The organism is Bacillus sp. C1 (assembly GCF_054570475.1).
Map to the genome: position 1 here is coordinate 432,431 of NZ_JBTMZT010000004.1, position 24,245 is coordinate 456,675.

A 24,245-nucleotide genomic window follows, 5' to 3' on the forward strand; every position below is an offset into this window, starting at 1 on the left:
CCCTATCTATTCTTCATAAGTTCACGCTGAATACGTGCTAACTTTCCTTGTAAGCTTCCATCGTAAATTCGATTTCCGATGCGCACTTTAATGCCACCTAGTAAATCTTCATCTACAATATTATTAATACGAATTGCATCTTTTCCTGTTTTCTTTGCAAATGCTTCCGCAACGTTAAGCTTCTCCTCTTCAGATAGAGAACGAATCGAATATACAGTTGCATCTGCTACGTTACGTTCTTCATTAGCAAGAACAACGTATTCATTTGCGATTTCAGGTAGAATTTCAATGCGTTTGTTATCAACCAAAATATATAACGTATTTAAAATAGACTCAGAAACAGAAGAGAATACGTTAGAAAGAAACGTTTTTTTCTGTTCCTTTGAAATGTTCGGTTGTGTTAAAAAGCTATGTAGTTCCTCGTTCTTTACAAAAACGTGTTGTACAAGACGTAATTCCTCTTCAAACATTTCTAATACGTGTTTTTCTTTTGCAATTTGAAAAAGAGCGACAGCATAACGTTTTGCTACAATCTCATTGCTCATCGCGCTTCTCCTACTTCTTTAATATAATCGCGAATTAACTTCACTTGATCTTCTTCTTTTAGTTCTTTCTCAATTACTTTAGAAGCAATTTGAACAGATAAAGAAGCGACTTGTTCTTGCAGAGCAGCAATCGCTTGCTCTTTTTCGCGTTGAATTTCTTGTACAGCAGATGCTTTAATAGATTCTGCTTCTTCTTTTGCAGCAGCAACAATACCATCTTTTTGGTCTTCTGCTTGTTTCTTCGCTCTTTCGATTAACTCTTGTGCTTCAACACGTGATTGTTTTAACATTTCACGTTGTTCTTCTACTAGCTTCTTCGCCTCTGCATGATTTTGTTCTGCAGCGTCGATTTCACTAGCAACATGCTCTTCACGTTCCTTCATAATTCCCATTAAAGGACCCCAAGCAAATTTACGTAGCATTACTAATAAAATTAGGAAAACGACCAATGTATAAGCGATCGTTCCAAATGGAATGGCAGCTCCTAACATTAAAGTTGGCACAAGGATTCACTCCCTTCGTGATATCTAAATTTACTATATGAAAAAAAAAGACATACATTTCGTTCATAAAGCAATGGCGAAGAAAGTCCAAAAACACTCTTCGCCATCTATGTAAGGGGAGTCTCCCTTATTTGTTCATTACGATGAATGCGATAACTACCCCAATGATTGGAAGTGCCTCAACTAATGCAACCCCGATGAACATAATTGTTTGAAGTGCGCCTTTTAATTCTGGTTGACGAGCAACACCTTCAATTGTACGTGATACGATAAGACCGTTACCAATACCTGCACCTAATGCTGATAAACCAATTGCAATTGCAGCTGCGATTACACCTAAACTCATTTAATTCGTCCTCCTTTGTATTATAAAAAAATAAATTTTTTCTTACTTATGAAAGTATATTAATGGTCATGACTTACTTTATGAGCCATGTACACCATCGTTAACATTGTAAAGATAAACGCTTGGATTGAACCAACGAATACACTGAATCCCATCCATGCTAACATTGGTACAATTGCACCTAACGCTCCAAGTACAGCTCCGCTTCCACCTAATTTAGCAAGTAATCCTAATAAAATCTCACCTGCATAGATGTTACCGAATAGACGAAGACCTAACGTTAATGTGTTAGCAAACTCCTCAATAACCTTTAAAGGAAATAAGAACGACATAGGTTGGAAATAACCTTTGAGATATTCTTTTGTACCCTTCATCTTAATTCCATAATAATGGGTGAGGGTAACTACCATCACGGCTAATGTTAATGTAACTGCTGGGTCAGACGTTGGTGATCTCCACCATGCAATGTGTTCACCAGCCTCAGTTGTTGAATACATAAATGGTAAGCCGAGCATGTTTGATACGAAGATAAACATCATAAGCGTAACGCCAAGTGTTAAGAAGCGTCCACCTGTTTTCCAATCCATTGTACTGTTAATAATTCCTTTCACGAAGTCTAACACCCATTCAAGGAAGTTTTGCATTCCTGTTGGACGAAGAGCCAATGTGCGTGTCCCTATAACAGCGATTAAGAAAACAATAACTGCCGCCACAGTAACCATCATGACTGAGGACAAATCGAACGTTAAACCTAGAAATTCAACTAATTTACCGTGTTCCACTAGTAATTCACCTCTCTTCCCTGCTCTTATACTCTAAATAAAGAAAATCTATGATCATGACAAGATAGCCTGTCAGCAATCCTACACCTAAGCTCCACATCGCAATTAAATGCTGATATTTTGCTGCAAATAAAATCAATAACCCAATCGTGGCAAATCTCGAATATGTACTAACAGCGGTCGCCTTAAACTTCACGCTTTCCCCATTGGTCACGCGGTCTAATAGCTTGTCTGTTCTACGTGCAATGATGCGCAAACTAAGAAAACTGAAAATCGTCCCGATAATCAGTCCAAGAAATACATCCTTGTAAGAGGTAAAGCCCCATCCTAGGACAAAAAGCGCAAGCAAGTAGTACATATATTTCTTTTGTCTTTGGACAAGTCCATGTACATCTATCATCATTGCTCTCCCGAATAGTAGTGTCGAATGAGTCGAATCATTGCGTAAATCCCTGTTCCTAATCCTAGCAATAAACCTATGATAAGAAACACTGGAAACGTTCCAACCTTACTGTCAATCCATTGCCCACCGAAGATTCCAACAAGAATAGAACCGACTAATTGAGCAAGAATTCCTGTCATTAAAGCATATGCTTTTACTGGGTTGCGATCGTTTTTTTGCAAGGATTCATCCCTCCAATATGTAACCCTCATTCACGATGTGTTAATAATAACTCATTTCTTTGCATAAATCCTATACAAAATAAAAAGTTAACTTTTTCGTCACGGAATAGATATAAAATTGTCACTGAAAGCCCTACCATCTATCCCCGTTGTTAGCATACAATAGGGTATTAGCACTGTCAACGAGAAATCGTAAAAAATCAAAAAATTTGAGTATTAGTAATTTATTACCAAAAAATGAAAACGTTCCCCTTCTAAATACTGGTGAAAGATATGCAATTTCTAGAAATTCTTCTCTTATAATAGAAGAAAAAGTTCACAAGTTTGTCACGATTATGTTTTTACGATATAACGTTTTCCTTCTATATTATAGAGCTTATTAGACGTTCGACTTCTATATTATATGTGGATTATATGCAAGTTATGTTGCATATACAAAAAATCCCATTCCCTCACCGTGTTTATACATAAAAAAAAGACGAGGAGGAAATCCCTCTCGTCTGTTGTCTTACTTCGTTCCAAATAAACGATCACCAGCATCACCAAGTCCTGGAACAACATAGCCATGATCATTTAATTTCTCATCTAATGCCGCTACATAAATATCAACATCAGGGTGTTCTTCTTGTACTACTTTTACGCCTTCTGGTGCAGCTACGATACACATTAATTTAATTTGTTTCGCACCGCGCTTTTTCAGAGATTGAATCGCTTCAGCCGCGGAACCACCTGTCGCTAACATCGGATCAAGTACGATAAAGTCACGTTCTTCTACATCCGTTGGAAGTTTCACATAGTATTCTACTGGTTGCAATGTTTCCGGATCACGATATAAACCAACGTGCCCTACTTTTGCTGCTGGGATTAATTTCAGAATTCCGTCTACCATTCCTAAACCTGCACGTAAAATCGGAATTAAACCAAGCTTTTTACCAGCGATCACTTTTGTTTTTGCTTTGCTTACAGGAGTTTCAATTTCGATTTCTTCAAGTGGAAGATCGCGTGTAATTTCAAATGCCATTAAACTTGCTACTTCATCCACTAATTCACGAAATTCTTTTGTACCTGTGTTTTTATCGCGAATATATGTAATCTTATGTTGAATTAACGGGTGATCAAATACATACAGTTTTCCCATGTGAATCTCTCCTTCAGATGATATTCATGCGTGTGTACACGCCATTTTGCACTATTTACGATTGTAAAGAAAACGCTACTAATATTCAAGGGCAAATTTGGAAAAGTTTCAATCCCATTATGAATCTACCCAATATCTTTACCAATTATGGGAAACGTATCCTTCATTATTTCTCCAAAATTTAATCACATTTTATATACATATTATAAACCGATCTAATAACAATTCATTTTCTAAAGCAAAAAAGACTACTGAAACAATATACGTTTCAGCAGTCTCTTTCAATTTATTATAGACCTGTATACATTGGGAATTTTGCTGTTAATGCTTCTACACGTTTACGTGCTTCTTCTAACGCCACTTCATCCTCATGATTTTTTAACGTATGAGCGATGATTGCTGCAATTTCATCCATTTCTTCTAGGCCGAATCCACGAGATGTTACCGCTGCTGTACCAATACGTACACCGCTTGTTACAAATGGACTTGCTGTTTCAAATGGGATTGTGTTTTTGTTTGCAGTAATACCTACTTCATCTAATACATGCTCTGCAACTTTACCTGTAATAGCTAGGTTACGAACATCGATTAAGATAAGATGGTTATCCGTACCACCAGAAACAAGTGTAATCCCTTCTTTTTGAAGACCTTCTGCTAAGCGCTGTGCGTTATTAATAATGTTTTGTGCATATGTTTTAAAGTCTTCTTGCAGGGCCTCACCAAATGCAACAGCTTTCGCAGCAATTACATGCATAAGTGGTCCACCTTGAATACCAGGGAAGATTGATTTATCAATTTGCTTCGCAAATTTTTCTTCACATAAAATCATACCACCGCGTGGGCCACGTAATGTTTTATGTGTTGTTGTTGTAACGAAATGTGCATGTGGCACTGGGTTTGGATGTAAGCCCGCTGCAACTAAACCTGCGATATGTGCCATATCTACCATTAAGTATGCGCCAACTTCATCCGCGATCTCACGAAATTTCTTGAAATCGATCACACGAGGGTAGGCACTTGCACCTGCAACGATTAATTTTGGCTTATGTTCCTTTGCTTTCGCTAACACATCATCATAATTGATACGATGTGAATCAGCATCAACGCCATACTCTACGAAATTATATTGTACCCCACTAAAGTTAACAGGGCTTCCGTGTGTTAAATGACCACCGTGGGATAAGTTCATACCAAGTACTGTATCGCCATGCTCTAAAATCGTGAAGTATACAGCCATGTTCGCTTGTGCACCAGAGTGCGGTTGAACATTCACATGCTCTGCGCCAAAAATTTCTTTTACGCGATCACGTGCAATATCCTCTACTACGTCTACATGCTCACAACCACCATAGTAACGTTTGCCAGGATATCCTTCTGCATACTTATTTGTTAAAACAGAACCTTGCGCTTCCATGACAGCTTCGCTTACGAAGTTTTCTGAAGCAATCAATTCAATTTTTGAACGCTGTCTTCCTAGTTCTGCTTCAATTGCAGCAAATACCTTTTCATCTTGACGTTTTAAATGATCCACCAAAATCCCCCTTTTCTGAACGAATTACACCAATTTCCGATCGTTTTTTCTATTTTTTTTTAGAAAAAACGAAAATTAAAGTTGTAATTCTTTCGAACCTTCATGTTTTCAACTACATTCTAACATGACTTTCTATATCATAAAAGAAAAAAAAGACCAAGTTTGGCCTTTTCTTCTTATTCATAATAAAGTCAGACTACATACCTCTTATACATAATAAAGAGAGATTACATCACTTTCTATTTCTTTACTTCTAACTACAAGTAACCGTCTCTTCTACTGCCCTATATACAGCACGTGCACCGCCAATCAGTTTCGCACGTGTTTTCGCCATCGTGACGTGTGCACTTCCGATCTCTTTTACACTTGTACGAATTGGCACTGCTACATGCTTTAAGTGCATACCAATAAATGTATCACCAATATCCATGCCTGCATCTGCTTTTATAAATTCAATCACTACAGGATTTTTTAAATGATCGTAAGCATATGTTGCTAATGCACCACCAGCTGATCTAACAGGCATAACGTTTACAATTTCAAATTGATATTTCATTGCTATTTCTTTCTCTACTACTAAAGCCCGATTTAAATGCTCACAACATTGGAATGCGAGCTCAATACTAGTTGTCTCTTGAAATTGTTTTAGTTCAGAAAAAATCGCTTCCGCCACTTCCATCGTTCCTGATGTTCCAATTCTCTTCCCGAGCACTTCACTCGTGCTACAGCCCACTACAAAAATTTGACCGCTTTGCAGTGAAGCTTGTTCTTGAAAATCAGAAAGCAATGCTTGTAGCTGCTCTCTTACTTTTACTACTTCCGTCATGACGCCTCTTCCTTTCACAGATTGGTGCAACAATATTGTACATCCCAATAGAAGATTACTTCGCTTCGTATGTTTTAATTTTTCCTACACGATTTTCGTGACGTCCACCTTCATAATCAGTTGTTAACCAAATTTTCGCGATATCGCGCGCTAATCCAGCACCAATTACACGCTCACCCATCGCTAACATATTGCTATCATTATGTTCTCTTGTTGCTTTTGCACTAAATGTATCATGAACTAACGCACAACGAATACCGTGTACTTTATTTGCTGCAATTGACATACCAATACCTGTTCCACAAATTAAAATCCCGCGATCTACTTCACCATTAGCAACCATTTCTGCTGCTGGAAATGCAAAATCAGGGTAATCAACAGAACCTGCTTCGCATTCACATCCTAAATCAACATATTCGATGTTTAATTCTTCTAATAAACTTACGATTTCTTTGCGGATATTCATTCCACCGTGATCAGATGCTACTACTACTTTCATTTTTTACCCCTCCAAAACTTTTGTGAAACCTCCATCAAATAGGACTCTTCATACCCACTGATGAATGATTGCAAAAATTTAACACTTACTTGCTCATTCCAAGTAAGATCATCTCCAATAACGTATTATACACGAAACATTAACCTTCTGAATGTTTTTCCAATAAAGTTTGTACAAGTTTTTCCATCTCTTCTAATGTTGATTGATAAATAGAGAAGGAACCGCCAAATGGGTCTGAAATATCTTTACTTGTACCCTCAACAAATTCATAGAATGTATCCACTTTCTCACTTGCACTCGGATAGTACCCAAGCACAAGTTGTTTATGACTTTCCGTCATCGCAAGTACCATATCAGCCCACTCAAGTAATTCTTCCGTTATTTGCTGCGAAGCATGCGCTTCTTTAATCCCTTTTTCTGCTAACGCATCTTTTGCATGCAAAGATGCATCACTTCCAGGACTAGCAAAAACACCAGCAGACTTTACTTCAAACTTCTCTTCTCCATAATGACGAAGCAACGCCTCTGCCATCGGGCTACGACATGTATTTCCAGTGCAAACAAACAACACTCGCTTCATCTAAATTCCCCCTTATGGTGAATGTTCTACACTCATCATAACGTACATTACATTAGAACAAAAGCAATGCGAATATACAAAAGGCGCATTGCTCCTTTACCCCGCATTAACGGGCAATAAGGCTTTCACCTCAAAATTCAGCGAAAGTAAAGAAGTTAGGTGAGAGTCAAACTGCTCGTAAAAGCTCGATTGGTTCAACTAATAATCAGGGGGATGAAGAAAACCCCTACTGATTAAAGTTTCACCTTATGTTTCCTAAGAGAAATACGCCTTATCCATATATATATGAAACCCTAATTCCAAGTGCCGGGCAAAGAAAAATATCCCACACAAGAATTTTTATACTGATATAGAATAAGGAATCCATTTCACATAAAATGGATTCCTTACAAAAAATCATTATTTCATTGTAACTTTCATAACTTCAGTTGCACCTTTTGTAGCTGATACGCCTACAGTTGTATCAATAGATTCTGTTGCATCTGTGTTTGTAATAACGATTGGAGTAATTGTGCTTTTTGCTTTTTCGCGAATTAATTCTAAGTCGAAAGAAATTAATTTGTCGCCAGCTTTCACAGTTTGTCCTTCAGATACGTGAGCGTCGAAACCTTCGCCTTCCATTTTTACAGTTTCTAAACCAACGTGGATTAAAATTTCCGTACCATTTTTCGCTTTAATTCCAACAGCGTGTTTTGTATGGAATAATTGTACGATTTCACCATCTACTGGTGATACAACTACACCTTCAGTTGGAACGATTGCAACACCGTTACCCATCATACGACCAGCAAATACTGGATCTGGTACTTCTTCAATATTTTTCACTTCTCCAGTTAATGGAGCTACGATTGTTTCTGCATTTGTTTTAGATCCAAGACCAAATAATTTTTTAAACATAGGATGGTCCTCCTTATAGTTAGATTAAAAATGTATAGAGCAATCCCTAGTAGAGATTACGATACACGTAAGACCTCATACTTCAAATAATACATTGTAAAAACGCTTTCGAAAAAAAATTACGTTCTTACTAATAGAGCCTTATTGTATCGCTTTGCAAAATTCCAGTCAATTCAAATTGTCTGACTAACAATAATGAACATAAACTTCTTACTTGTATTTTCTCTTTTTTTCCTCAACTTGTCTAGAGGTCTTTACAGCATTTTATTTTTTGTTATTGATTTGTAAAATTTTCTTCTTGTTTTTTTAGAAAGTAACTTGACTAAAGTAAGTAACTGATTTATTATAACTTACATAAGGTAAGTAAATAACTTTTTGGAGGTTTTATAAATGATGAACATCGGTCTTCTTATTATTCGTCTTATTATCGGTATTACATTCATGGGTCATGGTACTCAAAAATTATTTGGTTGGTTTGGCGGTCACGGCCTGAAAGGAACAGGTGGCTGGATGGAATCGATCGGTTTACGCCCTGGCGTATTCATGGCATTTATGGCAGGCGCAACTGAGCTATTAGGTGGCTTCTTATTCGCAGCAGGGATCTTCACTTGGGTTGGATCATTATTTATCGTTGGTACAATGCTAGTTGCAATCTTTACTGTACATGGAAAAAATGGCTACTGGGTAACACAAAACGGTTTTGAATATAACATGATCTTAATTGCCATTGCAGTTGGCGTTGCATTAACTGGACCTGGCGCTTACGTTTTACTTTAATTACACCATTCAAATTTTCAGTTTATCGGGAAACAGGAGCTAGGGGCTCCTGTTTTTTGTCGTTTTTTGTTGGTTAGTCGATATCCTTTGTCGAATCGCTGATATATGATGAGAAACGATCGATATATTTAAAAAATCGCCGATAAAATTTCATTCACCATTTTATCCGAACCAACCTCACCAAATCACCATGTTTCTTTTTATAATTTTGTAGCATTCCCCTTTCTCCACGGCCTGTTAAGACCACCAAGTAAAGAATTTGGTGGTCTTGCGGCTTTAACTCGCGCCTATTTTTTAAGATTTTCATTACTTTATCTTTTATAACGCGTTAAAAAACGAACACTTTTATACAATACATAGTCATCGCTAAAAACTCGTTCTTTCTATTAAAAACCTAACTTCACCTTTTTCTTTTTGAATTCATTTACAAAAACCGCCAAAAAAATATTTTTTTAGCAGGAGTTTCCCCCCATTATCTTGTAAACAAACAAAGAAGGATTCATATAAAGGAAGGGAGATTACAAACATGCTGTCGATTAACCCAAATGAACAAACAGAAAAAGATAATTACAAATTATTAACAGGGAGCATCATTCCACGCCCCGTTGCATTCGTTACTTCTGTAACAAAAGACGGAGTTTTAAACGGAGCTCCATACAGCTATTTTAATATTGTTGCCGCTAATCCACCGCTCATCTCTGTTTCTGTACAACGGAAAGAAGGCGAGCGAAAAGATACTTCTCGAAACGCAATTGAACAAGGTGAATTTGTTGTACATATCTCCGATGAATCCTATGTGGAAGCCATCAACGAAACCGCTGCAAACCTTCCACCAACTCAAAGTGAAATTGAATTAGCGAAACTAACCCCTATCGAAAGCGATGTCATCTCGGTACCAGGGGTAAAAGAAGCGAACATTCGTATGGAGTGTGTATTAGAACAAGCTATCCCACTAGGCGGAACGGAAGACTCGCCAGCATGTGACTTACTAATCGGCCGCATCGTCCGCTTCCACGTCGCAGAACATTTATATGAAAACGGCCGGATTCATGCAGAAGGGCTAAAACCAGTAAGCCGACTCGCAGGACACAACTATGCGAAATTAGGGGAACAATTCGAACTTGTAAGGCCTATTTAAAAGCGGAAGTGGCTCGTTCAGCTCTGACCAGCTAAGGTTCTTTCGCCCCAAAGGCGTTCTTTACCTTTTGGGCGGAAGGTTCTTAGATGCGACGAGCTTGCCACTGGAACTTAAAGTTGCTTACAATACAAAAGACCAGCTTGCAAGATGCTTAAGCTGGTCTTCTTCTATATCTTATACTTCCTCGCGTTTTGCCTCTAACCCAGGCACCTTCTCCTTCTTTGGCCTTCCAAGTTTCACAACAAAGAAATATAAAGAAAGCAACGTAATAAGGAAAACGATAACAAATGGATATGGGGAATAAAACATACGAGCCGCCTCTGTTTTTCCCTGAATGAATTTTAAAGAATCTATATTTAGAAACTCAGCAAACATTTGTACACCGAGCATACTAAACCAAAATACGAAAAAACTAATAATAATGCCAAAAATTTGTTTGATTCTTGTCATTTCTATCATCCCTTCTACTATATAATATTTTTCATTATAACAAAGACTGTTATAAAAAATGTTTTGAACAGAAAGGACTTTATATTCACGCAACACGAATTAACTTAAGCTCGCTCAGTGCGGCTCTTTATAAAAAAACTCCAAATATCAAGCCTTTGTAACTATATTGGAAAAAGAAGACATAATCCAAAACCAATAAGAATGATACCGCCAAGTACTTCACCATACATACCAAGAAAACGCTTGGCATGTCTTCCAATTAGTAAACCGCCCCAAGCTAATATCATACTGACCAGCCCAAATAGCAAAATTGTTACAATCATTTGTGCTCCGTAAATCCCAAGACTGAGCCCAACTGAAAAACTGTCAACACTCACACTAAACGCAAATACAAGCAAACTAATCCCTACCGGCGCAGCCCTTGTCTCTTCCTCTTCTACAATAGCAGAGTACACAATATAAAATCCTAATCCAATTAACAAAATAGCCCCGGCAACAGTCGCCATATGACCAAATGTCTCTGATAAAAAACGTCCTAGTATCATCCCAAGAAACGGCATAACAATGTGAAACAGGCCTATCGTCATACCGATATACATAATTTGTCGCATTCTAAGGGCTACCATCCCCATGCCGAGGCTTACAGAAAATGCATCCATCCCTAAGGCAAATGCCATTATAAACAAAGGTAGTAGTTGTTCAATCTTCATTCTCGTCCCTCCTCGGACTTGCTACTTCACAATATGCTCATCCGAGGAAAATTAGAATCTATGAAAAACAAAAGGTGACCCCATGCTTGTTTCTTCCTTCTGTTTTTACATAGCATGGGGTTAAAAAAGGCACTGACCGCTTCTAGCCACGAGCGGATCCTCTCTTCCCCCTAAAAAAATGGGCTGTACCTCTTTTTCAACTCGCCTACTCTTCAATAATAATATGATGCCCTGCCGCTTTCGTTAAACGGTTCATAATCGCGTTCCCAATCCCTTCATTCGGGAATGACTCACTAAAAATTACCTCTACCTTACTAGTATCGAACGTTCGAAGTACATCATACAATTTCGTCGCAACACTTGCTAAATCACTTCGCATACCACAAGATAATACCACATCTGCTTTATACACATGTTGATTCTCTTCTGTCGTCAATACACCAACTGTATAACCTTCACTTTTCTTCTTATCCACAAGTTGTTGAATAAACTCACGTGATCCTTCTACAATACTAAGTGGTGCTTTCGGTGCATAATGAGTATATTTCATTCCGGGTGCCTTCGGTTTTTCTGTTTCATCTTTTAGTGCAGGGTCCAAAGCAACAGTTCCGATCACTTCTTCTAATTGCTCCTTCGTAATCCCGCCCGGACGTAAAATCGTTGGTACGTCACTTGTACAATCTATTACTGTTGATTCAACACCAACCCCCGTTGCACCGCCATCAACAATACCAGCAATTTTCTCATTTAAATCTTCATATACATGATGTGCAAGTGTTGGACTTGGTCGTCCAGAACGATTGGCACTTGGTGCTGCGACAGGTACATTCGCTTCTTCAATAAGAGCAAGTGCCACTGGATGATCCGGCATCCTTACTCCAACTGTATCTAACCCTGCTGTAACCTTCTCTGAAATCCCCTCTTTTTTCGGCAAAATAATTGTTAAAGGCCCCGGCCAAAAATGCTTCATTAATACCTCAGCAACTGGCGGGATTTCTCTAACAATTCCCTCTAATTGTGATTTTGCACCAATGTGGACAATAAGTGGATTATCACTCGGTCTCCCTTTTGCTTCAAAAATTTTCGCAATCGCTTCATCATTCATTGCATTTGCCCCTAGCCCGTACACAGTTTCAGTTGGAAAGGCAATCGCTTCATTTTCTCTTAATAATCTTGCTGCTTCTTGTAATTGTGGATAATCTTTTTTTGTTTCCACAATATTATCCACAATCCACATGTTTGTATGCATTTTTTCACACGTCCTTTTCTTCCATTGAAATACTTGTCTATTGTTAGTTTACTATGAGTTTTATCCAAAAGACAAACAAGGTTTATCCACAAAATGTGGATAAACCTGATTAATCGGTGGATAACTTTGTGAATAGCTGACAATTTAGTATTATTACATTCTGCTGTTTTATATTTTTACAAAAATGTTCTAACCGCTGGATATCCTCAGGAACTTTATCCTTTTCCACAGGATCAAAGTGGAAAAACTGGAATATCGTCACCGATTGTGGATGATTTGTGAGTAAATATACCTGTCCGATATTTTTTTCTTTCATATACTGCAAAAACATTTCAAAAAAATATAAGAAAGTCCCGTTATCCACAGCAGGTGTGAACAAACAAGAACGAATGAGCGCATTCTCTCCTTCTTGTTCATAACCAATGACAGCTTGAATTTCTCCGTTATCTTCCAATATCATAAATTGCTCATATAACTTATTTATTTTATCATCTTTTGTATTAGCCTGTCCGAAAAAAGCATGCAACTTCTCGATATCATTCTTTGTAGCAAAGTACGTCTTTCTCACCATAAATCCCCCCTCATTTCTATATATGAGGAGGGCTCAAAAAATAGTACTTATTTAGAAAATAACGAGGAGAATGCTTCTACAATAAACAATTTAACTTCTGGCTCCTCTTCTTGTTCTTCTATCGTTTCAATTGTTTCTTCTTGTTTCTTTTCAACAGGTGGTTCCGCTTTTTCCACAGGCATTTTTTCTTCCTGCTTTACACTTTTTTCTTGTACAACCTTTTCGTTTGTTTCTTTTGCAACAACCTCTTTTTTAGTTTTTTCTTGCTTTGTTGCTTGCGTCGATACTTCTACTTTTTCTTCCTCTAGTGTTACTGGCTGTTCTTCCTCATCCGTTGATTCCGCTTTTACAACATGCTCTTCTTTTTTTACAGCTGATCCACTTGAGAAATCTAGAAAACACATTGGCGGGAATAGTACACACCACCAATTTGCGCCTTCACCTTTTCCAATCGAGATAAGTACTGCTTCATAATCCCCAGCAGGATAAATAAAATTTCCGTATACTTTTGTGGGGAATTTAATATTTTTTCCAAATGTAACTTGAAATGATTCTTTACTTCCTTCTCGCTTTAATGTTGCAGCAACTGTCTTTTCAATTTCCGGGATGTGACTTTGAATAACACGACGCGCATCTTCGAATGATTTCAAATCTGCTACCCAGCCATCAATTTGCGCTTTTACTTCATCGCGCACTTTACGCTTTAACGCTTGATCTTCCTTTGAATCACTATTCGCTAAAATGCGTAATCGAACCGCTTCTTTCGGGATGACCGTCTTCCCCTCCGCATCAGCTTTTATATATCCAAATTGCACAAGTAGTTGTGCACCAATTAATAGTAAAAGAAAATAGGCAATCGCTTGTTTTTTCATGTCTTTGCACCGTCCCTTCTGTCAACAGTGTAGACACTCTTGTCTCTTTCTAAACTATTAAATTCTAAATCTATAGAAAAACTTTTAAAGAACGGATACAAACCCTTTTCTTTTTGGATGGGCGAGAGCGTCCAGCCCTGCATAGGTGCGGTCAGTGCCTTTTTTCACCCCATGCCATGTGAAAACACAAGGAGAAAATGAGTGGAGGTCTTTATTTACTTTCATAGCCGTGACTACAATCAACATGAATTGATATAGAAGTAAAGTGGAGAATCAAACATACCACTTTTCTTTTTTAGATGGGTAAGAGCATCCGGCTATGCAAATGGATTTATATAAAAAAAGGAGTAAGGTTTATCCTTACTCCATCTCTGCAAAGACCATGCGATCTTTTCCATTAATATCAAAGACAACTTCTACATCTGCATGCGGAAATGCTTGTTTCAATAATTCTTTTACATCCTCACCTTGCCCTACCCCTACTTCAAAAGCAACAATCGCTTTTTTCTGCAAAACGCTTGGCAATTCTTCCGTAAAGCGGCGATAAAAATCAAGCCCGTCTTCTCCGCCTACAAGTGCACGCTTTGGTTCATGCTCTTTTACGACCGGAGAAAGGCCTCTCCAATCTTCTTCTGGAATGTACGGAGGGTTTGAAACAACGACATCTAATTTTTGTCCTGTTTCATAAAATGGTGATAATAAATCCCCATGATAGAACGTTACATTTGCACCTAATGCTTTCGCATTTTCTTTCGCAACCTCAATAGATTCTTGTGCGATATCTACTGTATATACACGAAGGTTTTTATTTTCTAAAGCAAGTGTGATTGAAATCGCTCCACTTCCTGTTCCGATATCAGCTACATGAATTTCCTGATTACCAAACATACGCTGAACTCTATCTAGCACACCGACGATAAGCTCTTCCGTTTCAGGCCTCGGTATTAATACTTCCTCATTTACCAAAAATGAACGACCATAAAACATTTCATATCCAATCATATATTGAACTGGAATTCCATCCACATGTTTATGGATAAAATTCATAAATATTCCCTCTTGTTCCAGGGACATTTCTTCACGCATATTCATCATTAAACCTGTTCGGTTCGTCTTTAATACATGACAAAGGACAATTTCTCCCGCATTTTCATCTCGTCCATTTTCTTGTAAAAAAGAAGAAGCCCATTTCAGGGCTTCATAGACACGCATTACTCAGCTGCCTCCATCTTTTGCGCTTGATCTTCCATTACTAAGGCATTGATGAAATCATCTAACTTACCTTGTAGGATTTGATCTAGCTTCTGAATCGTTAAACCAATTCGATGGTCTGTAACACGATTTTGCGGGAAGTTATACGTACGGATACGCTCTGAACGATCCCCCGTACCAACAGCTTGTTTACGGTTTTGATCATACTCAGCTTGTGCTTCTTGTCGGAATTTATCATAAACACGCGCACGTAATACTTTCATTGCTTTTTCTTTGTTCTTAATTTGTGACTTCTCATCCTGACAAGAAACAACTACACCAGTCGGTAAATGCGTTAAACGTACCGCTGACATCGTTGTATTAACACTTTGTCCACCAGGACCACTAGAAGCAAATGTATCAACACGAACATCTTTTTCATGGATATCGATTTCTACTTCTTCTGCTTCTGGTAATACAGCTACAGTTGCTGTTGAAGTATGGATACGTCCTCCAGACTCTGTTTCTGGGACACGTTGCACACGGTGCGCACCATTTTCAAATTTCAGCTTTGCGAAAGCGCCTTTACCGTTGATCATAAAGATAATCTCTTTATATCCACCTAATTCTGTATAGCTCGCTTCGATAATTTCAGTTTTCCAACCTTGTACCTCAGCATAACGGCTATACATACGATATAAATCACCAGCAAATAGAGCTGCCTCATCACCACCAGCAGCACCACGAACCTCAACGATAACGTTTTTATCATCATTCGGGTCTTTTGGAACAAGTAAGATTTTCAGACGCTCTGATAATTCTTTCTCTTGTCCTTCTAGCTCAGAAACTTCTTCCTTTACCATCTCACGCATATCAGCATCTAACTTATCTTCCAGCATTGCTTTTGCATCTTTTAATTGCTCACGAACATCTTTATACTCACGGTATACCTCTACCGTTTCTTGCATATCAGATTGTTCCTTTGAATATTCACGAAGTTTATTCGAATCACTAATAATTGCTGGATCACTTAACAACTCGTTTAACTTCTCATAACGATCTTCTACAGCTTGCAAACGATCTAACACATCATTCACCTCAACATCCTAGTATCTAATACAAATAGTATATGGTACTTAATCAAAAAAACGCAAATTATATTTTAAAAGCGCAGGCGGCTCGCTCAGAATGGGAGGGGGATGGAGCTTCTGACAGAGAGGCGCTCTTTGCCTCGTAGGAAGAAGCGAAGCCACCGACCATTCTTGCCGCCGGAGCTAGATATATCTTTAAAGCGCAGGCGGTTCGCACTACTCTTCATCTATTTTCGAAAAAAACTCGCCCTATTGTAGCGAGTTTCACTTATCTTTGTTTTGTGGGTACTGCATGACAATGACGACAACGTGGTTCATACGACTCTGAAGCACCAACTAAAATAATTGGATCATCAAACGCCGCTGGTTCACCATCAATTAAACGTTGTGTACGGCTCGCCGGAGATCCACATACAGAACACACCGCTTGTAATTTTGTTACATGTTCAGCAATCGCCATCAACTGAGGAACTTGTCCAAATGGTAGACCACGGAAATCTTGGTCTAAACCGGCTACAATGACACGATAGCCACGATTTGCCAATATTTGCACCACTTCCACAATGTCCCCATCAAAGAATTGCACCTCATCAATTGCAATAACGTCCATGTCTTCTGTTATATGATTAAATATATCTTTTGAAGCTGCAACAGGAACTGCCTTTACCTTTAATCCATTATGTGAGACAACATCTTCTTCACTATAACGGTTATCAATACATGGTTTAAATACAATTGCATGTTGCTTTGCAAATTGTGTACGGCGTACGCGGCGGATGAGCTCTTCCGATTTTCCAGAAAACATACTCCCGCAAATCACTTCAATCCAACCGTTTTGATTTATTAAGTACATGGAGCTCTCCTTTCATCTACTTCTTATCCAAAGTAGGGTAAAGGTTTAATATTTTCGCAAAAAAAACAGACAAGCGAATAGATACACTTGCCTGTTTTATGTTTTTTATTACTTAAGACCGTATTTCTTGTTGAAGCGGTCAACACGTCCGTCTGCAGTAGCAAACTTCTGACGTCCAGTGTAGAATGGGTGAGAATCAGAACTGATCTCAACTTTTAGTAATGGATAAGTGTTTCCATCTTCCCACTCAACCGTTTCGCTAGATCCTTTAGTAGATCCGCTTAAGAATTTGAAGCCTGTGTTTGTGTCCATGAATACAACTTTCTTGTAATCCGGATGAATTCCTGCTTTCATTCTTTTCATCTCCTTCCGCCCTGAATCATTTTCGAAACAGAGTTTTTCATCTTTAGCTGCAAATACAACTATAATGATGAAACACATATGATGAAATTATAACAAGGCTAACTTCATTTTGCAACTACCTGTTTTTAGCATTGTAAAAATAAAAGTGGAAGCGGCTCGTCCAGCTCTGACGGGCTAAGGTTCTTTCGCACACAAGGCGCTTTTTGCCTCGTAGGAAGACGCGAAGCCACCGACCATTCTTGCCGCTGGAGCTAGATATAAAATAAAAGCGGAAGCGACTCATCCAGCTCTAACCGGATAAAATTCCCCCTCAAAAAACATAAAAAACTCGCTTAGCATAAAAATAAGCGAGTCATCACCGTTTCCCTTTACTTCGTTGTTACATATCTTCTGGAATCTGCAACAATGTTTTGTAAAAATTCTTCATTTGTTTTCGTTTGACGTAACTTACGTAAGAAACTTTCAACGAAGTCTGGTGTATCGCGCATTGTTTTGCGAATACCCCATAGCTTGTCTAAATGTTCTTTCGGAATTAATAAATCTTCTTTACGCGTACCAGAACGACGAATATCAATTGCCGGGAAGATACGACGCTCAGCTAACGAACGATCTAAATGAAGTTCCATATTACCTGTTCCTTTAAACTCTTCGTAAATCACATCATCCATACGAGACCCTGTGTCAACAAGTGCTGTTGCTAAAATCGTTAAGCTACCGCCCTCTTCAATGTTTCGAGCTGCCCCGAAAAATCGTTTTGGTCTATGGAACGCAGCTGGGTCGATACCACCCGATAATGTACGTCCACTTGGTGGAATAACGAGGTTGTAAGCACGTGCTAAACGGGTAATACTATCCATTAAAATAATAACGTCTTTTTTATGTTCTACAAGACGCATCGCACGTTCTAATACAAGCTCAGCTACTTTAATATGATTTTCAGGTACTTCATCGAACGTAGAACTTACAACATCACCTTTAACAGAACGTTCAATATCGGTTACTTCCTCTGGACGTTCATCAATTAAAAGTACGATTAGTTCTGCTTCTGGGTGATTTGTTGTGACACTGTGAGCAATTTCTTTTAACAGTATCGTCTTACCAGCCTTTGGAGGCGCGACAATTAAACCACGTTGTCCAAATCCAACTGGTGCGATTAAATCCATGATGCGTGTTGATAATTTCTTTGTTTCCGTTTCCAATTTCATTTGACGATTTGGATATAACGGTGTTAACGCAGGGAAATGCACACGCTCTTTTGCTGATTCTGGATCGTCACCATTTACAGCCTCGACTTGCAGCAAACCAAAATAGCGTTCATTTTCTTTCGGAGGTCGTACTTTACCAGAAACTTTATCCCCATTACGCAAATCAAAACGACGAATTTGCGAAGCTGAAATATAAATATCTTCTGAACTTGGAGAATAGTTGATTGGACGTAGGAAACCAAATCCTTCTGATTGAATAATTTCCAGTACACCTTCCATGAAAAAGAAACCTTCTTTTTCTGCGCGAGCTTTTAATATTGCAAAAATTAACTCTTTCTTTGTTAATTTGCTGTAATACGAAATCTTAAATTCTTTCGCAAGCTCATATAACTCTTTTAACTTCATGTTTTCTAATGCTGCTATTGACAAATTCATTCAGACACCACACTTTAACATTATTCTCTTTTCACATGGGTAAAGGGAAAATATACGGAAGGCAAATACATAATAATGAAAGGCAATAAGTTCAAGTAGGGTAATATTCACTATTGTAACCCTTTTATCTAGTTTTAATCAATACGTTGTATCACAAATACAAGAAGCGAAGACAAGAAAAGTTGTCTCCGCTTTTTATATCGCTTCAGTTTTTCTCTTTAAATCATTTGAATGAGGGAAAAATCAGATTTGATCAAGCCGTTTCCACTTTTTATTTATCCAGCCCTGGCAGTTAGAAGGAACGGTCATTTCATCCCTTCTTCTGAGGAAAAGAACGCCTCTTCGTCAGGATTTCCAATGCCCTACGATTCTGATCGGGCCGCCTCTGTTTTTATTTTAATCCAGCTTCAGCGGCTAGAATCTCCGGTCATTTCGCTCTCTCTGACGAAGCCAAAAGCGCTTCTTGGTCGAGAGCTCCAATGCCCTGCGATTCTAAGCGAGCCGCCTCCGCTTTTTATTTAATAACCAAGTTTGGTTTTTTATTTAAACTGTGACGTCCGTCAACAAAGCGAACTGTTCCGGATTTTGCACGCATAACAAGGGATTCAGTTGTACCAACGCTACCCTTAAATTGAACGCCTCGTAGTAATTCGCCATCTGTTACACCTGTTGCTGCAAAGATTGCATCGTCACCTTTTACTAAGTCTTCCATACGAAGAATACGATTTATATCTTCGATGCCCATTTTTTTGCAACGAGCTAACTCAGCCTCGTTTTGAGGAAGAAGCTTCCCGTGAATTTCTCCACCCAAGCATTTTAAGGCAACTGCTGCAAGAACGCCTTCAGGTGCACCACCAGAACCGAATAAAATATCAACGCCTGTGCGATCGAATGCTGTATTGATCGCTCCAGCTACATCGCCATCATTAATCAATTTAATACGAGCACCAGCTTTACGAATTTCTTCAATAATTGCTTGGTGACGTGGTCTGTTTAGCACCGTCGCTACAACATCTTCAATATCTTTATTTTTTGCTTTTGCAACGGCACGTAAGTTATCAATAATTGGTGCATTAATATCAACTGCACCAACTGCTTCTGGGCCAACCGCAATTTTATCCATGTACATGTCAGGAGCATGTAACAAATTACCGTGATCCGCAATTGCAATAACAGCAAGGGCATTCCAGCCTCCAGCTGCCACAATATTTGTTCCTTCTAGCGGATCAACCGCAACGTCGACACGTGGACCGTATCCTGTTCCTAATTTTTCTCCGATGTACAGCATTGGCGCTTCATCCATTTCACCCTCACCAATTACAACTGTACCTTTCATCGGAATTGTATCGAACACGTCACGCATTGCAGATGTTGCTGCACCGTCTGCTTCATCTTTTTTCCCGCGTCCCATCCAACGCGCTGATGATAATGCTGCAGCCTCTGTTACACGTACTAACTCCATAGATAAACTTCTTTCCACAATAATCCCTCTCCTTTAAGCCTTAATATTTATCCCGCATTAACGGACAGTAAGACTCCCACCTCAAAGTTCAGCGAATGCAAAGAAGTTAGGTGGGAGATCAACTGCCCGTAAAAGCCCGATTCGTTCAACTAATAATCAGTGGGGGATGAAGAAAACCCCCACCGATTAAAGTTTCACTTTATGCCGTATTTTATAACCTGTCTCTTTCTATACAAACTCCCGCCAGCAGTGATTTTCGTCCCCCACTAACGGGAGTGCCCCTCTTTTGTCCCCTGCAAGAGGTACACTGCTAATAATCATTGCAATTTATGCATTTTTCATTTCTTCAATTTCTTGCTGCGTCATTTGTTCTCGCCAAATGTTTGCTCCAAGACCTTTCAGCTTGTCTACTATATTTTCATAGCCTCGGTCAATATGTTCAAGACCAGTCACTTCTGTAATCCCTTCAGCCATCAATCCTGCAATTACAAGTGCAGCACCAGCTCGTAAGTCGCTCGCCTTTACCTTTGCTCCTTGTAACGCGATAGGACCTGTCACGATAGCAGAACGACCTTCTACCTTGATCTGTGCATTCATTCGGCGCAATTCATCAATATGTTTGAAGCGAGCACCGTAAATCGTATCCGTTACAACTCCCGTTCCATGCGCCTTTGTTAAAAGAGTCGTGAAAGGTTGCTGCAGGTCTGTCGGAAACCCTGGATACACAAGTGTTTTTATATCAACAATCCGAAGTTTACGATTCCCATTTACCGTAATTTGATCGTCGTTCGTCTCAACTTGTACACCAGCTTCGCGTAGTTTTGCAGTGATTGACTCTAAATGTTGCGGGATTACATTATCAACTGTTACTTCACCGCCAGACGCCGCCCCTAAAATCATGTACGTACCTGCTTCAATGCGGTCTGGAATAATAGAATGGTGACAACCGTGCAGAGAATTGACGCCATCAATACGAATCACGTCTGTACCAGCACCTTTAATTCGTGCTCCCATACTTGTTAGCAATGTAGCTACGTCAATAATCTCTGGTTCTTTCGCAGCATTTTCAATCACTGTTCTACCTTTCGCACGCACAGCTGCTAGCATAATGTTAATTGTCGCTCCTACACTAACAACATCTAAATAAATTCGCGCTCCTCGTAATTCGTCCGCTCTTAAATAGATTGCACCTTGTTCATTTGTCACATGTGCCCCTAGTGCTTCAAACCCTTTAATGTGCTGATCAATTGGTCTTGGTCCTAAGTGACATCCACCAGGAAGCCCAATTACAGCTTTTTTAAAACGGCCAAGCATCGCGCCCATCAAGTAATAAGAAGCGCGTAATTTTTTCACCTTCCCATTTGGTAAAGGCATCGCAACCATTTTGGAAGGATCAACCGTCATCTCTTCCTCCTGATTGTATGCTACAACTCCCCCAATCTCCTCTAGTAAGTCTCCTAACATTTTCACATCTGAAATATTAGGTATACCACCAATGGTCACTGGAGTATCAGCTAAAATGGTTGCTGGAATTAGAGCAACAGCACTATTTTTCGCACCGCTCACGCGAATTGATCCGTTTAAAGGTCGTCCACCTTCAATCAGCAACTTTTCCATGTTGAGCTCCCTTCTTGTGAATGTATTTACTTTCCATTCCCCTTTCTATAAAGAAAATAGAAAGCCTATCCTTAAGAATCACATTCGTTCAACAAACTATTAATACCATACTCTCTACTCTAAACTTAACAAACAGCAAGACCTCACCTAAAAATAATAACGGTAAGTGAGCAGATGAAAGCTAGCTGCCTGTCAATATTTATTCACCGATTACTTTAGATACGTTATTACATTTATTAATAGGATTATGCACATTATGTTCCATTTCTATCTTTAAAAGAAGTAGAAAACTCCTTTTAAAGATAGATAATACAAAGAAATGTATAAATTTAATTAATCTTAAGACTTGTTCGCGCTTTCATTATACAATGAAAGGAAACCGTCTAAAAGACTAGACGGTTTCCAAAACGGAATTTTATTCTTACGCTTTACCGTTAGAACCGAATTCACGAATTTTACCAATAACAGTTGCTTTGATAGCTTCGCGACCAGGTCCGATAAATTTACGAGGATCGTAAACTTCTTGGTCTTTGTTTAATACTTCGCGAACAGCTTTTGTAAACTCAATTTGGTTCTCAGTGTTTACATTGATTTTTGAAGTACCTAAAGAGATAGCTTTCACGATATCAGCAGTTGGGATACCAGTACCACCGTGAAGTACTAAAGGTACACCAGTGAAGTCACGAACTTCTTCCATTTCTTTAAATCCTAAGTTAGGCTCACCTTTGTAAGGGCCATGTACAGAACCTAAAGCTGGAGCTAGGCAATCGATACCTGTTGCTTCAACAAGGTGCTTACACTCTGCAGGATCAGCATAAATAACGCCTTCAGCGATTACGTCGTCCTCTTGTCCGCCAACTGTACCAAGCTCAGCTTCTACAGATACGTTACGAGCGTGCGCGTATTCTACTACTTTTTTAGTAGTTTCAACGTTTTCTTCGAATGGGTGATGAGAAGCATCAATCATTACAGATGTGAAACCTGCATCGATTGCTTCTTTACATTTTTCGAAGCTTGAACCGTGGTCAAGGTGAATCGCTACAGGAACAGTGATGTTCATTTCTTCGATTAAAGCTTTAACCATAGCTACAACTGTTTTGAAACCAGTCATATGACGAGCTGCACCCTCAGATACACCTAGGATTACAGGAGATTTTTCTTCTTCCGCAGCAGCTAAGATAGCTTGAGTCCACTCTAAGTTGTTCATGTTGAATTGACCAACTGCGTATTTTCCTTCTAGTGCTGTGTTTAGCATTTCTTTCATGGAAACTAAAGGCATGGTGAATCCTCCTAAAAAACGTTTTTTGTATCCGATAAGTTCTTATCGCTGGTAGTATGACCAGAATAAGGAAAAATATGTATATATACATACCGGACTTTTTTCTACACTCAATAGGATAACAACTTGTACTCAAAAACTCAACTGTATTCACCTGCTCATACGTCCATGTAAACGCTTTTTTCCATATTTTTTATAAAAAATTCATTTTTTAAGCCTCTACAGCAATTTCATTTCGTACAGCTTGGCGAATTTCGTCAATATCGAATGGCTTAGCAAAATGCATAAGCGCTCCTAAATCTTTCGCTTCTTGGATCATATCAAGCTCTCCGTAAGCAGTCATTAAAATCACTTTAATGTCTTCATTAATCTCTTTTACATGTTTTAAAATCTCTATACCATCCATACCTGGAATTTTCATATCTAAAATAACTAAATCTGGATTATCCTTTTTCACGATATCTAAAGCTTGAAATCCATTTGCTGCTTGGAACGTTTGATAACCTTCTTTTTGGAACACTTCATGCAATAACACACGAATGCCATATTGATCATCAACGATTAAAATTTTCCCTTCCATAATCCCCAACCTTTCTATAGTAAATACAAGATTAAAAGCTTCTTATATCTCATTCGATTTATTTTCGCTATTCTTTACCAAATTCCTTCCTAATTCTTTCTTATTTTACCGTCTATCATTTTGTTATGCCA

At 38.7% G+C, this 24,245-nt stretch carries 29 protein-coding genes; 2 read left to right on the forward strand and 27 right to left on the reverse strand.

The features are described from left to right. Positions 1-2: 2 nt before the first annotated feature. The 13 genes from ACX5JI_RS15885 to ACX5JI_RS15945 all read right to left on the reverse strand — a co-directional run bounded on the left by ACX5JI_RS15885 (position 3) and on the right by ACX5JI_RS15945 (position 8,271). Complete coding sequence (locus tag ACX5JI_RS15885; protein WP_459501991.1) at positions 3-545, reverse strand: F0F1 ATP synthase subunit delta; 543 nt, start codon at positions 543-545, stop codon at positions 3-5. Then, complete coding sequence (atpF, locus tag ACX5JI_RS15890) at positions 542-1,048, reverse strand: F0F1 ATP synthase subunit B (RefSeq protein WP_459501992.1); 507 nt, start codon at positions 1,046-1,048, stop codon at positions 542-544. Before atpF ends, ACX5JI_RS15885 begins: the two co-directional genes overlap by 4 nt. 127 nt (positions 1,049-1,175) lie before the next feature. After that, the gene (gene atpE, locus ACX5JI_RS15895) at positions 1,176-1,394 is read right to left on the reverse strand and encodes a F0F1 ATP synthase subunit C (protein ID WP_000052064.1); all 219 of its coding nucleotides are present in this window, start codon (positions 1,392-1,394) and stop codon (positions 1,176-1,178) included. Positions 1,395-1,453: 59 nt separating this feature from the next. After that, positions 1,454-2,176 (reverse strand): F0F1 ATP synthase subunit A, encoded by a 723-nt coding sequence (gene atpB, locus ACX5JI_RS15900; RefSeq protein ID WP_459501993.1) that lies wholly within the window; start codon positions 2,174-2,176, stop codon positions 1,454-1,456. A gap of 7 nt (positions 2,177-2,183) precedes the next feature. Beyond that, positions 2,184-2,576: an ATP synthase subunit I gene (locus ACX5JI_RS15905; RefSeq protein WP_459501994.1), complete on the reverse strand. Its 393-nt coding sequence runs from the start codon at positions 2,574-2,576 to the stop codon at positions 2,184-2,186. Beyond that, on the reverse strand, positions 2,576-2,800 hold the full coding sequence (locus tag ACX5JI_RS15910) for an AtpZ/AtpI family protein (protein ID WP_459501995.1): 225 nt from the start codon (positions 2,798-2,800) through the stop codon (positions 2,576-2,578). The genes ACX5JI_RS15905 and ACX5JI_RS15910 overlap by 1 nt, the downstream gene beginning before the upstream one ends. Before the next feature lie 26 nt (positions 2,801-2,826). Continuing rightward, positions 2,827-2,940, reverse strand: coding sequence for a DUF4024 domain-containing protein (locus ACX5JI_RS15915; protein WP_459501996.1), 114 nt, complete (start codon positions 2,938-2,940; stop codon positions 2,827-2,829). Between the two features lie 368 nt (positions 2,941-3,308). Continuing rightward, positions 3,309-3,938, reverse strand: a complete 630-nt coding sequence (gene upp / locus ACX5JI_RS15920) for a uracil phosphoribosyltransferase (protein WP_459501997.1) — start codon at positions 3,936-3,938, stop codon at positions 3,309-3,311. A 289-nt stretch (positions 3,939-4,227) separates the two neighbouring features. Beyond that, positions 4,228-5,469 carry a serine hydroxymethyltransferase gene (glyA, locus tag ACX5JI_RS15925; protein ID WP_459501998.1) on the reverse strand — a complete coding sequence of 414 codons (1,242 nt, stop codon included), beginning with the start codon at positions 5,467-5,469 and terminating at the stop codon, positions 4,228-4,230. A gap of 253 nt (positions 5,470-5,722) precedes the next feature. Then, positions 5,723-6,295, reverse strand: a complete 573-nt coding sequence (locus tag ACX5JI_RS15930; protein WP_459501999.1) for a TIGR01440 family protein — start codon at positions 6,293-6,295, stop codon at positions 5,723-5,725. A gap of 55 nt (positions 6,296-6,350) precedes the next feature. After that, positions 6,351-6,794: a ribose 5-phosphate isomerase B gene (rpiB, locus tag ACX5JI_RS15935; protein ID WP_459502000.1), complete on the reverse strand. Its 444-nt coding sequence runs from the start codon at positions 6,792-6,794 to the stop codon at positions 6,351-6,353. 139 nt (positions 6,795-6,933) lie between these two features. Continuing rightward, a complete protein-coding gene (locus ACX5JI_RS15940; RefSeq protein ID WP_459502001.1) occupies positions 6,934-7,374 on the reverse strand; it encodes a low molecular weight protein arginine phosphatase in 441 nt (146 codons plus the stop codon). A 399-nt stretch (positions 7,375-7,773) separates the two neighbouring features. Continuing rightward, a complete protein-coding gene (locus ACX5JI_RS15945; protein ID WP_459502002.1) occupies positions 7,774-8,271 on the reverse strand; it encodes a PTS sugar transporter subunit IIA in 498 nt (165 codons plus the stop codon). A 390-nt stretch (positions 8,272-8,661) separates the two neighbouring features. On the opposite strand from ACX5JI_RS15945, the gene ACX5JI_RS15950 reads away from it, so the two are divergent. Then, positions 8,662-9,048: a DoxX family protein gene (locus ACX5JI_RS15950; protein WP_459502003.1), complete on the forward strand. Its 387-nt coding sequence runs from the start codon at positions 8,662-8,664 to the stop codon at positions 9,046-9,048. 526 nt (positions 9,049-9,574) lie between these two features. Continuing rightward, complete coding sequence (locus tag ACX5JI_RS15955; RefSeq protein WP_459502004.1) at positions 9,575-10,186, forward strand: flavin reductase family protein; 612 nt, start codon at positions 9,575-9,577, stop codon at positions 10,184-10,186. 174 nt (positions 10,187-10,360) lie between these two features. Here the strand turns inward: ACX5JI_RS15955 and ACX5JI_RS15960 are convergent, their stop codons facing one another. The 14 genes from ACX5JI_RS15960 to spo0F form a co-directional block, all read right to left on the reverse strand. Continuing rightward, entirely contained in the window at positions 10,361-10,636 is a 276-nt protein-coding gene (locus tag ACX5JI_RS15960) for a DUF3935 domain-containing protein (RefSeq protein ID WP_459502005.1), read from the reverse strand. 161 nt (positions 10,637-10,797) lie between these two features. Beyond that, positions 10,798-11,346, reverse strand: a complete 549-nt coding sequence (locus tag ACX5JI_RS15965; protein WP_459502006.1) for a manganese efflux pump MntP — start codon at positions 11,344-11,346, stop codon at positions 10,798-10,800. A 205-nt stretch (positions 11,347-11,551) separates the two neighbouring features. Next, complete coding sequence (locus tag ACX5JI_RS15970) at positions 11,552-12,595, reverse strand: L-threonylcarbamoyladenylate synthase (protein ID WP_459502007.1); 1,044 nt, start codon at positions 12,593-12,595, stop codon at positions 11,552-11,554. Between the two features lie 109 nt (positions 12,596-12,704). Continuing rightward, positions 12,705-13,163, reverse strand: a complete 459-nt coding sequence (locus tag ACX5JI_RS15975; RefSeq protein ID WP_459502008.1) for a GNAT family N-acetyltransferase — start codon at positions 13,161-13,163, stop codon at positions 12,705-12,707. A 50-nt stretch (positions 13,164-13,213) separates the two neighbouring features. Then, the gene (gene spoIIR / locus ACX5JI_RS15980; protein ID WP_459502009.1) at positions 13,214-14,038 is read right to left on the reverse strand and encodes a stage II sporulation protein R; all 825 of its coding nucleotides are present in this window, start codon (positions 14,036-14,038) and stop codon (positions 13,214-13,216) included. Between the two features lie 360 nt (positions 14,039-14,398). Next, positions 14,399-15,250 carry a peptide chain release factor N(5)-glutamine methyltransferase gene (gene prmC, locus ACX5JI_RS15985; protein ID WP_459502010.1) on the reverse strand — a complete coding sequence of 284 codons (852 nt, stop codon included), beginning with the start codon at positions 15,248-15,250 and terminating at the stop codon, positions 14,399-14,401. Then, on the reverse strand, positions 15,250-16,317 hold the full coding sequence (prfA, locus tag ACX5JI_RS15990; RefSeq protein WP_459502047.1) for a peptide chain release factor 1: 1,068 nt from the start codon (positions 16,315-16,317) through the stop codon (positions 15,250-15,252). Before prfA ends, prmC begins: the two co-directional genes overlap by 1 nt. 271 nt (positions 16,318-16,588) lie before the next feature. Then, positions 16,589-17,173 carry a thymidine kinase gene (locus ACX5JI_RS15995; RefSeq protein WP_459502011.1) on the reverse strand — a complete coding sequence of 195 codons (585 nt, stop codon included), beginning with the start codon at positions 17,171-17,173 and terminating at the stop codon, positions 16,589-16,591. A 108-nt stretch (positions 17,174-17,281) separates the two neighbouring features. Continuing rightward, positions 17,282-17,527 carry a type B 50S ribosomal protein L31 gene (locus ACX5JI_RS16000; RefSeq protein WP_000643436.1) on the reverse strand — a complete coding sequence of 82 codons (246 nt, stop codon included), beginning with the start codon at positions 17,525-17,527 and terminating at the stop codon, positions 17,282-17,284. A gap of 377 nt (positions 17,528-17,904) precedes the next feature. Then, a complete protein-coding gene (rho, locus tag ACX5JI_RS16005) occupies positions 17,905-19,176 on the reverse strand; it encodes a transcription termination factor Rho (RefSeq protein ID WP_459502012.1) in 1,272 nt (423 codons plus the stop codon). Positions 19,177-19,690: 514 nt separating this feature from the next. After that, positions 19,691-20,656, reverse strand: coding sequence for a class II fructose-bisphosphatase (gene glpX, locus ACX5JI_RS16010; RefSeq protein ID WP_459502013.1), 966 nt, complete (start codon positions 20,654-20,656; stop codon positions 19,691-19,693). A gap of 309 nt (positions 20,657-20,965) precedes the next feature. After that, positions 20,966-22,255, reverse strand: coding sequence for a UDP-N-acetylglucosamine 1-carboxyvinyltransferase (murA, locus tag ACX5JI_RS16015; protein WP_459502014.1), 1,290 nt, complete (start codon positions 22,253-22,255; stop codon positions 20,966-20,968). Positions 22,256-22,676: 421 nt separating this feature from the next. Then, positions 22,677-23,534 (reverse strand): class II fructose-bisphosphate aldolase, encoded by an 858-nt coding sequence (locus ACX5JI_RS16020; RefSeq protein ID WP_459502015.1) that lies wholly within the window; start codon positions 23,532-23,534, stop codon positions 22,677-22,679. A 211-nt stretch (positions 23,535-23,745) separates the two neighbouring features. Further along, positions 23,746-24,114, reverse strand: coding sequence for a sporulation initiation phosphotransferase Spo0F (gene spo0F, locus ACX5JI_RS16025; protein ID WP_000398590.1), 369 nt, complete (start codon positions 24,112-24,114; stop codon positions 23,746-23,748). Between the last annotated feature and the right edge of the window lie 131 nt (positions 24,115-24,245).